At 67.4% G+C, this 12,868-nt stretch carries 12 protein-coding genes; 8 read left to right on the forward strand and 4 right to left on the reverse strand.

The genetic code is table 11. The features are described 5' to 3' along the window. From A5636_RS24480 to nudC, 4 genes are all read left to right on the forward strand, one after another. Positions 1-1,348, forward strand: a 1,348-nt coding sequence (locus tag A5636_RS24480; RefSeq protein ID WP_172827308.1) for a RecB family exonuclease, incomplete at its 5' end; no start/stop codon positions are given. Beyond that, entirely contained in the window at positions 1,345-4,578 is a 3,234-nt protein-coding gene (locus A5636_RS24485) for an ATP-dependent helicase (protein ID WP_065161240.1), read from the forward strand. The genes A5636_RS24480 and A5636_RS24485, both read left to right, overlap by 4 nt. Positions 4,579-4,621: 43 nt before the next feature. Beyond that, a complete protein-coding gene (locus A5636_RS24490; protein WP_253900689.1) occupies positions 4,622-5,671 on the forward strand; it encodes a potassium channel family protein in 1,050 nt (349 codons plus the stop codon). A 3-nt stretch (positions 5,672-5,674) separates the two neighbouring features. Then, positions 5,675-6,595 (forward strand): NAD(+) diphosphatase, encoded by a 921-nt coding sequence (gene nudC / locus A5636_RS24495; protein WP_065161242.1) that lies wholly within the window; start codon positions 5,675-5,677, stop codon positions 6,593-6,595. Here the strand turns inward: nudC and A5636_RS24500 are convergent. Beyond that, entirely contained in the window at positions 6,588-7,226 is a 639-nt protein-coding gene (locus tag A5636_RS24500) for a sensor domain-containing protein (protein ID WP_065161243.1), read from the reverse strand. The genes nudC and A5636_RS24500 overlap by 8 nt on opposite strands. Before the next feature lie 62 nt (positions 7,227-7,288). After that, complete coding sequence (gene mrx1, locus A5636_RS24505; RefSeq protein WP_065161244.1) at positions 7,289-7,543, reverse strand: mycoredoxin Mrx1; 255 nt, start codon at positions 7,541-7,543, stop codon at positions 7,289-7,291. 88 nt (positions 7,544-7,631) lie between these two features. Here mrx1 and A5636_RS24510 point away from each other — a divergent pair, with 88 nt between their 5' ends. From A5636_RS24510 to A5636_RS25875, 3 genes are all read left to right on the forward strand, one after another. Further along, the gene (locus A5636_RS24510) at positions 7,632-9,731 is read left to right on the forward strand and encodes an ATP-dependent DNA helicase UvrD2 (RefSeq protein WP_172827310.1); all 2,100 of its coding nucleotides are present in this window, start codon (positions 7,632-7,634) and stop codon (positions 9,729-9,731) included. Positions 9,732-9,836: 105 nt separating this feature from the next. Next, positions 9,837-9,992 (forward strand): hypothetical protein, encoded by a 156-nt coding sequence (locus A5636_RS26335; protein ID WP_155763988.1) that lies wholly within the window; start codon positions 9,837-9,839, stop codon positions 9,990-9,992. A gap of 128 nt (positions 9,993-10,120) precedes the next feature. Further along, positions 10,121-10,384, forward strand: a complete 264-nt coding sequence (locus A5636_RS25875) for a WhiB family transcriptional regulator (protein ID WP_081287981.1) — start codon at positions 10,121-10,123, stop codon at positions 10,382-10,384. A 16-nt stretch (positions 10,385-10,400) separates the two neighbouring features. Here A5636_RS25875 and A5636_RS24515 read toward each other — a convergent pair whose 3' ends face one another. After that, complete coding sequence (locus tag A5636_RS24515; protein ID WP_065161245.1) at positions 10,401-11,747, reverse strand: macrolide-binding ATPase MABP-1; 1,347 nt, start codon at positions 11,745-11,747, stop codon at positions 10,401-10,403. A 56-nt stretch (positions 11,748-11,803) separates the two neighbouring features. On the opposite strand from A5636_RS24515, the gene A5636_RS26340 reads away from it, so the two are divergent. After that, on the forward strand, positions 11,804-11,977 hold the full coding sequence (locus A5636_RS26340) for a hypothetical protein (protein ID WP_155763989.1): 174 nt from the start codon (positions 11,804-11,806) through the stop codon (positions 11,975-11,977). Between the two features lie 3 nt (positions 11,978-11,980). Here A5636_RS26340 and A5636_RS24520 read toward each other — a convergent pair whose 3' ends face one another. Further along, positions 11,981-12,772: a cyclodehydratase gene (locus tag A5636_RS24520; protein WP_065161255.1), complete on the reverse strand. Its 792-nt coding sequence runs from the start codon at positions 12,770-12,772 to the stop codon at positions 11,981-11,983. Positions 12,773-12,868 lie beyond the last annotated feature (96 nt).

Below are 12,868 nucleotides of genomic sequence, written 5' to 3' on the forward strand. Positions count from 1 at the left end.
GCGGAATCGTGTTGGGCCACAAGCCGTCCTGCAATCCGGCGATGACCACCAGGTCCCATTCCTGGCCCAGCGCGGCGGTGTACTGGCCACCCAGCGCCTGATCGACGAATTGGACGGGGTCGCCCAGGATGCGTCGATGCGGGCGCCACTGCTGGCCGAGGAGCGCAGGTTGCTGGTCGCGGCAATGGGTAGGGCACGGCGCCGTTTGGTGGTGACGGCGGTAGACAGCGACGCGGGTGGCAGCGGCCAGGAGACGGCGTTGCCGTCGCCGTTCTTCTTCGAGCTTGCGCACGAGGTTGGCAAGGCTGGCAAGGAAAGCAAGGAAAGCAAAGAAGGCAAGGAGGGTGTAGAAGGCGTAACCGAGCAGCCTGTTTCGGCGCCGCGGGTGTTATCCACTGCGGCTGTGGTGGGTCGGTTGCGTGCGGTGGTGTGCGCACCGGATGGTGCGGTGGATGACGCCGCCCGTAATTGTGCGGCAACACAATTGGCTCGGCTGGCCCAGGCCGGGGTACCGGGCGCCGATCCGGCAGGATGGCACGGGCTGATCCCGGTCAGCACCAGCGCTCCGCTCACCGACGCAGGCGACACCGTCACACTGACACCGTCGACCTTGCAGACACTCAATGACTGCCCGCTTCGCTGGCTGGCCGAAAGGCACGGCGGATCCGACCCCAGGCCACTACGTTCCACTATCGGCTCGGTGGTGCACGCGCTCATCGCCGAAGCCGGCAAAACCGAATCGCAACTGCTCGCTGACCTCGAACGCGTATGGCAGCACCTGTCTTTCGATGCCGAGTGGCATTCGGCCAACGAGCTGGCCCGGCACCGAGCCATGATCCAGGCGTTCGTCGAATGGCGAGCACAGACGCGTGGTGAACTGACCGAGGTCGGCGTAGAGGTCGACGTCAACGGAGTGCTCGATACCCCGAGTGGCGGCGCGGGAGAGGTCCGGTTGCGCGGCCGGGTCGACCGGTTGGAACGCGACGCCGCCGGCCGGCTGGTGATCGTCGACGTCAAAACCGGAAAGTCGCCGGTCAGCAAGGACGACGCGCAACAACACGCACAGCTGGCGATGTATCAACTCGCCGTCGCCGAGGGCATGCTGCCCGCCGGCGACGAGCCGGGGGGCGCCCGGCTGGTCTATCCCGGCAAGACCGGGGCAGCCGGTGCCACCCAGCGCGAGCAGGATCCGCTGACGCCCCAGGCCCGCGAACATTGGCGGGCCCTGGTCCGGCAGGCCGCCGAGGCCACCGCCGGCCCGCAGTTCGTCGCCAGGCGCAATGACGGTTGTTCACACTGCCCAATCCGACCGTGCTGCCCGGCCCATACCGAAGGACCTGTGTCGTGAGCCCGCGCTACAGCCCCGCCGAATTAGCCGACGCGTTGGGCGTCTTTCGCCCCACCGACGAGCAGGCGGCGGTCATCGCGGCACCACCGGGTCCACTGGTGGTGATCGCGGGGGCCGGAGCCGGCAAGACCGAGACGATGGCCGCCCGAGTGGTGTGGCTGATCGCGAACGGATACGCCGACCCCAGCCAGGTGCTCGGGCTGACCTTTACTCGCAAGGCCTCCGGCCAGCTGATGCGCCGTGTCCGGTCCCGACTGGCGCGACTGGCCGGCGTGGGCGTCGAAACCGGGAGTACGCCGACCGTCAGCACCTACCACGCCTTCGCCGGAGCACTGCTGCGCGAGTACGGACTGCTCCTACCAGTCGAACCCGACACCAGACTGGTCACCGAGACCGAGGTGTGGCAGCTGGCATTCGACGTCGTGACGGGTTACCGCGGCGATCTGGACACGGACAAAACGCCGGCGATGGTCACGTCGCTGGTATTGCGGTTATGGGGGCAGCTGGCCGAACACCTCGTCGATACCGACCAACTCCGCCATACGCACGTCGAGTTGGAAAGGCTGGTGCACACGCTGCCGGCCGGCCCGCACCAGCGCGAGCGCGGCCCTAACCAGTGGTTGCTACGGATGCTGGCCACCCAGACCGAGCGCAGCGAATTGGTGCCGTTGCTCGATGCGCTGCGGGACCGCATGCGTGCCGAGAAGGTGATGGACTTCGGGATGCAGATGGCCTCCGCGGCCCGGTTGGCGGCAACGTTCCCGCAGGTAGGGGCGGATCTGCGCAGTCGCTACCGGGTGGTGTTGCTCGATGAGTACCAGGACACTGGCCATTCCCAGCGGGTCGCGTTGTCGTCGCTGTTCGGCGGCGGAGTCGACGACGGGTTGGCACTGACGGCGGTCGGCGACCCGATCCAGTCGATCTACGGTTGGCGCGGCGCCTCGGCGACCAACCTGCCGCGGTTCACCACCGACTTCCCGCTCGCGGATGGTTCTCCGGCACCGACGCTGGAGTTGCGGACCAGCTGGCGCAACCCACCGCGCACGCTGCACCTGGCGAACGCCATCTCGGCCGAGGCGCGGCGACGCTCGGTCGCGGTGCGCCCGCTGCGCTCACGACCCGACGCGGCGCCAGGGACGCTCCGCTGCGCCCTGTTGCCCGATATTCAGATCGAACGGGACTGGATCGCCGACCAACTGCAGGTGTGCTACCGGGACGCCCAGCGCGACGGCGCCGCCCCGCCCACTGCCGCTGTGCTGGTACGTCGCAACGCCGACGCCGCACCCATCGCGGATGCGTTGCGCGCCCGAGGGATTCCGGCGGAAGTCGTCGGATTAGCCGGTTTGTTGTCCATCCCCGAAGTCGCCGACCTGGTGGCTATGCTGCGCCTGGTCGCGGATCCGGCGGCCGGTGCGTCCGCGATGCGGGTGCTCAGTGGCCCGCGCTGGCGCCTCGGCGGTCGCGACATTGCCGCGCTGTGGCGGCGAGCCCGGGAGCTGAACGGACCGGTGCGGCCGGCCGAACCGCTGTCCGCTCAGGCGATCGCGATCGCTGCCGACGCCGACACCGCATGCCTGGCGGAGGCCATCTCCGATCCAGGACCGGCCGAGGGCTACTCGGCAGCCGGCTACGCGCGTATCAAAGCCCTCGCCGGTGAATTGGCCACGCTGCGCGGCCACCTCGGTTATGCGCTGCCCGACCTGGTCGCCGAGGTACGTCGTGTGCTCGGGCTGGACTGCGAGGTCCGTGCCACCGCGGGCGGAGAGTGGTCCGGGGCCGAACACCTCGACGCTTTCGCCGACGAGGTCGCCGGCTACGCCGAGCGAGCCGGTGGCTGTTCAAACAATGCGTCGGTCGAGGGGTTGCTCGCCTACCTCGATGTCGCCGCCCAGGTGGAAGGCGGGTTGGCGCCTGCGCAACCGGCCGTCGCGCGCGACCGCGTTCAAGTGCTCACTGTGCACGCCGCCAAAGGCCTGGAGTGGCAGGTGGTCGCGGTCGCGCACCTGTCCGGGGGGACATTCCCGTCGACCGCATCGCGAAGCAGCTGGCTCACCGACCCCGGCGAACTGCCGCCGCTGCTGCGCGGCGATCGTGCCGCGGCCGGGTCCCTCGGTGTGCCGGTGCTGGACACCTCGGCCGTTACTAACCGAAAACAGTTGTCGGACAAGATATTCGAGCACCGTACTGAGCTCGACCAGCGACGGGTCGACGAGGAGCGCCGGCTGCTGTACGTGGGCGTCACCCGGGCCGAGGACACCTTGCTGGTGTCTGGACACCATTGGGGCGCCACCGGGATCAAGCCGCGCGGACCGTCGGAATTCTTGCGCGAGATCAAAGACATCGTCGACCGTTCGGCGGCGGCGGGAGACCCGTGCGGGACCGTTGCGCACTGGGCGCCGACGCCCGCCGACGGGGAGCGAAACCCATTGCGTGACAACGTAGTCGAAGCCATATGGCCTGCCGACCCACTGGTCCGGCGTAGTGATGTCGAGCGCGGGGCCAGGCTGGTCAGCCAGGCGGTACCGGCGGACGCGAACCAACCGGACGTCGAGGGTTGGATTGCCGATGTCGACGCATTGCTGGCCGAACGGGCCCGTGCGACGCGTCCGCCCGATCGCACGCTGCCACCCCAATTATCCGTGAGTGGTCTGGTGGAACTGGCCCGCGATCCCGAGGCCGCCACCCAGCGATTGATCCACCGACTACCCACCCGACCGGATCCACACGCTCTGTTGGGCAACGCTTTTCATGCCTGGGTGCAACGGTTTTACGGAGCCGAGTTGTTGTTCGACCTGGGAGATCTGCCGGGCGCCGCCGATTCTGACGTCGGCGACTCGACAGAGCTGGCCGCGCTGCAGGCCACCTTCGCCGATTCGCCGTGGGCCGCCCGCACCCCGATCGCAGTAGAGGTGCCGTTCGAGATGCCCATCGGCGACACGGTGGTGCGCGGACGCATCGACGCGGTCTTCGCCGACTCCGACGGCGGCGTCACCGTCGTGGACTGGAAGACCGGCGAGCCGCCGCGCGGTGCGCAAGCCCGGCGTCAGGCCGCGATCCAGCTGGCGGTATACCGGCTCGCTTGGGCGGCATTGCATGGTTGCCCGGAATCCAAGGTGCGTACCGCCTTTTACTACGTGCGCAGCGGCCTCACGATCTTGCCCGACGAGTTGGCTGGCGCCGACGAGTTGGCCGCGCTGCTGGAACACTCCGGTCGCCCCCGCACCGCCTGAGCGTGGTTACATGATTTCCGTGGCAACGGGTAGCTGGCGGCGGATGCGGCGGCTCGACGAGCGATTGACCGTGCAGCCCAGTTACGCGCTCGTCGGCGTGCTGCGCATTCCTCAGGGTCAGTCCAGTCCAGCGAGCATCATTTCCCGGCGAATCACCATCGCGCTGGCGGCGCTGTTCCTCGCCGCCATCACCGTCTACCTCGACCGCGACGGCTACCACGACTCGCAAGGCGAGCGCCTGACGTTTCTGGATTGCCTGTATTACTCGGCGGTGACGCTGTCGACCACCGGCTACGGCGACATCACGCCGATCACGCAATTCGCCCGGGCGATGAACGTCCTGATCATCACACCATTACGCATTGCGTTCCTGATCCTGTTGGTCGGAACGACGCTCGAAGTGGTCACCGAAACGTCCCGGCAGGCACTGAAGATCCAGCGTTGGAGGAGCAGAGTGCGTAACCACACCGTCGTCATCGGCTACGGGACCAAGGGCAAAACGGCAATCGCCGCCATGCTCAGCGACGACATGACGCCGGGTGAAATCGTGGTCGTCGACACCGACCGGTCTGCGCTGGACCGCGCCGCATCCGCCGGTCTGGTCACGGTCAACGGCGACGCCACCAAGTCCGACGTGCTGCGGTTGGCGGGGGTGCAGCATGCGGCGTCGATCATCGTGGCTGCCAGCCGTGACGACACCGCCGTCCTGGTCACCCTGACCGCGCGGGAGATCTCACCCAAAGCCAAGATCGTCGCGGCCATCCGCGAAGCGGAGAATCAGCACCTGCTGCAGCAGTCCGGCGCCGACTCGGTGGTGGTTTCCTCGGAGACCGCCGGCCGGCTGCTCGGCCTGGCGACTACTACACCCAGCGTCGTGCAGATGATCGAAGACCTGCTGACTCCCGCCGAGGGCCTGGCCATCGCCGAACGCGAGGTGGAGCAGTCCGAGGTCGGGGGTTCACCGCGGCATCTGAAAGACATCGTGCTGGGAGTGGTGCGCGACGGTCGACTGCTGCGCATCGGCGCACCAGAGGTGGATGCCATCGAGGCCAGTGACCGACTGCTGTACGTCCGCCAGGGGCAGGAGCGATAGCGCGTGGACTTCCGGCTGCGCGATATCCCGTTGCTGTCGCGCGTCGGCGCCGATCGCGCCGACCAGTTGCGCACCGACGTCGACGCCGCCGCGGCAGGCTGGGCCGAGGCCGCGCTCCTGCGGGTCGATTCCCGCAACCAGGTGCTGGCCGTCGACGGCAAGGTGGTGCTGGGTCCGGCCGCGGCGCTTGGCGACACCCCGCCGCCTGAGGCGGTGTTCCTGGGGCGCATCCAGGACGGGCGGCATGTCTGGGCCATCCGCAGCGCCCTGCAGCCGGACGCCGAAGGCCGCGACGCCATTGAAGTTCTGGACCTGCGCCGGCTCGGCCGCATCCTCGACGACACCAGTAGCCAATTGGTGTCCTCGGCGCTGGCCCTGCTGAATTGGCATGACAGCGCGCGGTTCAGCCCGGTGGACGGCACTCCGACCAAACCGGCCCGGTCCGGTTGGTCCCGGGTGAACCTGGTGACCGGCCAAGAGGAGTTTCCGCGGGTCGACCCGGCGGTGATCTGCCTGGTGCACGACGGTGCCGACCGTGCGGTGCTGGCCCGCCAGGCCACCTGGCCACCCCGGATGTTCTCGCTGCTGGCCGGGTTCGTCGAAGCCGGTGAGTCGTTCGAAGTGTGCGTTGCTCGGGAAATCCGCGAGGAGATCGGGCTGACCGTTCGCGACGTGCGCTACCTGGGCAGTCAGCCCTGGCCGTTCCCGCGGTCGCTAATGGTCGGATTTCACGCCGAGGCAGACCCCACCGAAGAGTTCTCGTTCAACGACGGCGAGATCGTCGAGGCGGCCTGGTTCACCCGCGACGAGGTGCGCGCCGCCTTGGATGCCGGTGATTGGAGCAGCGCGTCCAACTCGAAACTACTTCTGCCCGGGTCGATTTCCATCGCTCGGGTGATCATCGAATCGTGGGCGGCTATTTGATCCGGTCGGTGATGTTGTCGAGGATCGTCGCCGTAATCCGTTCCGCGGGTTCGATGCCCAGTACGCCCACCGACATCAGTACCGTGTCTTTCACCCGGTACTGGTGGCTCCACCCGCTGTCGGTGATGCGCAGGGTGTCCTGGTTGGGCTTGTCCAGCCGGAAGTCGTAGTTCGGGTCGTGTATTGCCATGCAGGCGTTGAGCGAGCCTTCCAGCTGGTTCAGCGCGCTGCGGGTCATGTTCGTGTCGGGGTATATCGCGACGGCCTGGCTGACCGAGTCGACCATGGCCAGCCCGCCCGGGTCGAGGTCGTCGGTTACGCCGCTGTAGCCGGCGCTGCGGAACTCGGTCCAACCACCGGCAAAGGTGAGGTCGCTGGTCCCGGCGGCGCGGCACGGTCCTGGTGCGTTCACGTCACCCGACGGTGGGTGCCGCAGGTCAGAGTGGGCGTGAGCGGTGAGCGCTTCATAGTTGGCGATGCGCCGCACGTCTTCGACGCTGACGATCAGCGCGTCGGCACGCGGTGTGCCGGTGCTCGGCGCGGCCGGCTGGTTGTGGTGCGAACAGCCGGTGAGGGCCAGCAATGCACAGCAGACGATCAGCCCCATCCGCCGGGCCAGCGCCAATGCCATGCTGCTTATCGTAGAGGCGACCGAACCCGGCGCCCTGCACCAAAACTCGCTGCGAGTCGGACTCAGCCGCCGACCTGGGCCAGCTTTGCTTTGACCTCGTTCGCGCTCGGGTTGGTCAGTGTCGACCCATCGGCGAACTTGACGGTCGGAACGGTCCGGTTACCGCCGTTGACGGAGCTGACGAAATCCGCAGCCGCCGGGTCGTTCTCGATGTCGACCTCGTCGTACGAGATTCCCTGAGTTTTGAGTGCGGTCTTGAGCCGGAAGCAGTAGCCACACCAGGTGGTCGAGTAAATGGTCAGTGCCGCGTTGGTCATGATCCCTTAACGTAGCCGGGCGATGAACAATTCCGGGCACGGCCCCGACACGCCCGGTTTGTCGGCCGCGGCTGCCAAGATGGACGCCATGCCGGTGGTGGCCGACCCGTTGATCGCGGGACTCGACGACGAGCAGCGCGAAGCCGTGCTGGCTCCGCGCGGCCCTGTCTGCGTGCTCGCCGGTGCCGGCACCGGCAAGACCCGCACCATCACTCACCGCATCGCGCAGCTGGTCGCCAGTGGACATGTGGCCGCCAACCAGGTGTTGGCGGTGACCTTCACCCAGCGTGCCGCTGGGGAAATGCGTTCGCGGTTGCGGTCACTCGACGCCGCGGCGCAGCTCGGTTCGGGTGTCGGAGGTGTGCAGGCGCTCACCTTCCACGCCGCCGCGCACCGTCAGTTGCGGTACTTCTGGCCGCGGGTGGTCGGTAACACCCGTTGGGAGCTGATAGACACCAAATTCGCCGTCGTCGCCCGTGCCGCCGGTCGGTGCCGGCTCAACGTCAGCACCGACGACGTGCGTGACCTCGCCGGCGAGATCGAGTGGTCCAAGGCCTCCCTGATCCTCCCAGAGGACTACGCGAGCGCGGTGGCCGCGGCGGGCCGTGACACTCCGTTGGACGCCGAGAAGGTGGCGGCCGTCTACACCGCTTACGAGGCGTTGAAAGTCCGCGACGAGGCCGTCACGCTGTTGGATTTCGACGATCTGCTGTTGCACACCGCCGCCGCGATCGAGAACGACGCCGCGGTGGCAGCGGAGTTCCGCGACCGGTACCGCTGCTTCGTCGTCGACGAATATCAGGACGTGACGCCGCTCCAGCAACGGGTGCTGACGGCCTGGCTGGGCGACCGCGACGACCTGACAGTGGTCGGTGATGCCAATCAGACCATCTACTCCTTCACCGGAGCCTCGCCGCGCTTCCTGCTCGAGTTCTCGCGGCGCTTCCCGGACTCGACGGTGGTGCGTCTGGAACGCGACTACCGTTCCACCCCGCAGGTGGTGTCGCTGGCCAACCAGGTGATCGCAGCCGCGCGCGGCCGCGTCGCGGGCAGCAAGCTGCAGTTGGTCGGCCAACGGGAACCGGGCCCAGCGCCTTCGTTTCGCGAGCATCCCGACGAGGCCACCGAGGCCACCGCGGTGGCCGCCCAAATCGCCGCGCTGATCGAATCCGGCACTGCGCCAGCCGAAATCGCCATTTTGTACCGGGTCAACGCGCAGTCCGAGGTCTACGAGGAGGCGTTGACCGAGGCCGGCATCGCCTACCAGGTCCGCGGCGGGGAGGGGTTCTTCAACCGGCAGGAGATCAAGCAGGCGCTGCTGGCTTTGCGTCGCGCCGCTGAACGCGAGCCCGAGGGTGATCTGCCCGGCTTGGTGCGCGCCACGCTGGAGCCGCTCGGGTTGACCGCGGAGCCCCCGGTCGGCACCCGGGCGCGGGAGCGCTGGGAGGCGCTGGGCGCGTTGGCCGAGTTGGTCGACGACGAAGTGGCCCAGCGTCCGCAGTTGGACCTGCCCGGCTTGGTCGCCGAGTTGCGGTCCCGGGCCGACGCGCGCCACCCGCCGGTGGTGCAAGGCGTCACCCTCGCGTCCCTGCACGCTGCCAAGGGACTCGAATGGGACGCGGTGTTCCTGGTCGGGCTGGCCGACGGGACGCTGCCCATCTCCCATGCCCTGGCGCACGGCCCCGACAGCGAAGCCGTGGAAGAAGAGCGACGGCTCCTTTACGTCGGAATCACCAGGGCCCGCATGCATTTGGCGCTGAGCTGGGCGCTGTCACGGACGGCCGGCGGCCGCCAGAGCCGTAAGCCGTCGCGCTTCCTCAACGGCATTGCGCCGCAAACCCGGGTGGACGCGGCGCCGGCGAAGTCGCGGCGCAACCGGGGTCCCGCGCGCTGCCGGGTCTGCAATAAGGACCTGACCACGCCGGGCGCGATCATGCTGCGGCGTTGCGAAACGTGTGCCGGCGACGTCGACGAGGGCCTGCTGCTGCAGCTCAAAGACTGGCGGCGGGACGCCGCCAAGGAGCAGAACGTCCCGGCCTACATCGTGTTCAGCGACAACACGCTGATCGCGATCGCCGAACTACGGCCCGCCGACGAGGATGCCCTGATCGCCATCCCGGGCATCGGTGCGCGCAAGCTCGAACAGTACGGACCCGATGTGCTGGAGCTGGTTCGCCAATCGCGCTGATTCGGCATCGCCGCAGGTCAGAAAATCAGTTGTGAGCATCGGCGGGTAACGTTTACTCTCGATACTCGTTGGCTTCTGTCGAGAGCCGAAAGGAGGGTAGCCCGCATGATCACCATGATCACCGTGACCGACGCGACGGTATTCGGCGTATCGCCGGCTACCCGCCTGCCCAACGCGCATGCCGCCGCCGCACTGGCGGCCGCGGGTAAGCACCGTGTCGCCGCCGCGACTGAAGCGTCCGTGAATCGGGGCTCGACGTAGAGAACCTCTGAATTCGCCAAAAGGCCACGGACCCGAAGTCACAGGATCCGTGGCCATTTTTTTGCGAATGATCGCCCTGGCCCGGATTCGCCGAGACAACCAACCGACCAGGAAGAGGTGATCAGGACATGTCGGCACTGACAGTCCCTAGACGGACGCAGCCGGTCCTGCCATGTCATGCGGGCGAGCCCGACCTGTGGTTCGCTGAAACCCCGACCGACCTCGAGCGCGCCAAGATGCTGTGCGCTACCTGCCCGATCCGGCGCCAGTGTCTGGCCGCCGCGCTGGAAAGGGCTGAGCCATGGGGTGTTTGGGGCGGCGAGATCTTTGAGCGTGGCTCGGTGGTCACCCGGAAGCGGCCACGTGGGCGGCCTCGTAAAGAGGCCGCCTAGGTCGGGCTGACGCAACCTAGATGAGTGCGGCCGCGTCGGGTTCGTTGAATCCGGGGATGAGTTCTTCGGTCAGCGCCTTGATCGGGACGTGCGCGTCCAGCTGGCAGAGGATGGCGGCCACCGAGGCGATTACCCGCATCGGGATCGCCAGCTTGGGCGGTAGGTCCATCTGGCGGGCCGTCTTGATCTGTGCCACCGAGCGGTCGAACTGGTTGACCGTCATCCGCTGCAACCACTTGCGGGTGTAGTGAAATACCTCGACCTCGATCGGTTCGACGTACTGGCGCAGCATTTCGTCGATTTCGCGGACCGAGACTTGCTGGCCGCGCTGGATGAAGCCGACCTTCTCCATGGTCGGCAACAGCAGGTCGTAGTTCTTGTCACGGGCGAGGCGGATCGTCATCCCGAGTTCGACGGGGTAACCACCGGGCAGCGGCGCCACGGCGCCGAAGTCGATGACACCCATCCGCCCGTCGGGCAGCAGCATGAAATTGCCGGGGTGAGCGTCGCCGTGCAGCATCTCCAGGCGGCGCGGCGCGTCGAAGGTGAGTTCGAGCAGGCGAACCCCGATCAGGTCGCGTTCCTCTTTGGTGCCGTGCCGGATGATCTCGGCCATGTGCTTGCCTTCGATCCACTCCTGGATCACCACTTTAGGCGCGCTGGCCACCACGTGCGGTATGACGAAGTGGGGGTCACCCTCATACGCTTTGGCGAATTTGCGCTGGTTGTCGGCTTCCAGCCGGTAGTCGAGTTCCATCTCGGTGCGTTCGATCAGTTCGTCGACCACACCCTGTATGTCTGCCCCCGGGGAGAGCTGCTTGAACACCCCGACCATGCGTTGCATGGTTTTGAGGTCGGCGCGCAGCGCCTCGTCTGCACCCGGGTATTGGATCTTGACGGCAACCTCGCGGCCGTCGGACCAGATCGCCTTGTGGACCTGGCCGATGCTTGCGGACGCGACGGGGGTGTCATCGAAGGAACTGAACCGCTCCCGCCACTTGGTGCCCAGCTGTGCGTCCAGTACCCGGTGCACCTTCGCCGCCGGTAATGGCGGCGCGTCTTTCTGCAGCTTGGTCAGTGCCTCCCGGTACGGCTCGCCGAATTGTTCGGGAATGGCGGCTTCCATCACCGATAACGCCTGCCCGACCTTCATGGCGCCGCCCTTGAGCTCACCCAACACGGTGAAGAGCTGGTTGGCCGCTTTCTCCATGAGTTCGGCGTTGACTTCGTCTCGGGATTTACCGGTCAGCCGCTTGCCGAAGCCCAGAGCAGCCCGGCCAGCCATGCCGACCGGCAGACTGGCCAGCTTCGCGTTGCGGGCCGCGCGGCCACGCTTGATATCTGACACATACCCATCATCCATGACGGTCAGCGCATCAAGTGCATCGATTGTTCATCTCAGTAATAGAAAGTGACACCATGGCAGCCAAACAAACGCAGCACGACGCCGCTGAAGCTCTGTACCGGGCCATCATCGAGACGCTGGACCGGCACCGCAACGAGCGCACGCTGGATGAGCATGTGCTCGACGCGCTCGGCCGGGCATACGCGTCGATCTCAACGAACGTGCCGGATCAGGGGCGATTGGGGTAGCTGTCAGCAACCGCACAAGGGGTGCCGGGTCCACGGCCGTGCCACGATCGAGTTGGCGTGTAGATCGAATTCCAGCGTGGCATTGATCGCCGAGGGCGGGTCGGGATCGGGATGCTGGCCGCGCACGGCCGTGATCACCCGGTTGACCTGACTGAGCGCCAGCGCCGCGGTAGCCAGCAGTGTCGCGCGGTCCGCTACCCCCACAGTGTCCCGCAATTGGGCGGCGATGGCCGGCCACGCGGCGTCCCGGTCACGTCGGTGCAGGTCCGCGCAACCCAGGCAGCTGGTCACCCCGGGAATGACCAGCGGACCGACCAGCCCGGTGCCGTCGCGCACCCGTACCGGCAGGTGCGGTACACCGGCGGTGTGCAGGTCACGCACGATGTGTGGGTCGGCCACCAGATAGTCCGCCAATATCACCAGATCCACGGCAGCGGTAGTCACCGTCGCATGGGGTTGGCTGCTCTGCCGGACCCGGACACCCGAACCGCGCAGCGCCTGCACCATCAGATCCGACAGCGGACCCCGGCCGTGCACCCGGATCGACGCCGCGCGCCCGGCGCTGGTGCCGTCCCCGCGGGTGGCCACTCCGGCGCTGACCAGCTGGGTGACCAGAGGAGTCAGATCCTTGCCGGCTTGCCGCTGTAGTTCAGCGATGGAGGTCGGTGACCGCATGGAGCGCAGTACGTCGGCCAGTCGGGCCACCGTGAGATCGCCCGGCGGTCGGACCAGCACGGCGCGCTGGGGATCCCAGCCCACCTGCACCACACCGTCGGGCCGCAGCAGCACCGGCATGGCGGGATTCAGCGCATACCAGCAGGAAGCGGTGCGGACCACGAGATGTCACGGTGCCACGCCAGGCGGATCGGCTGTAGTCCGTTATCCCCAGGA

It is taken from the genome of Mycobacterium asiaticum, assembly GCF_001673315.1.
Taxonomy (GTDB): domain Bacteria; phylum Actinomycetota; class Actinomycetes; order Mycobacteriales; family Mycobacteriaceae; genus Mycobacterium; species Mycobacterium asiaticum_B.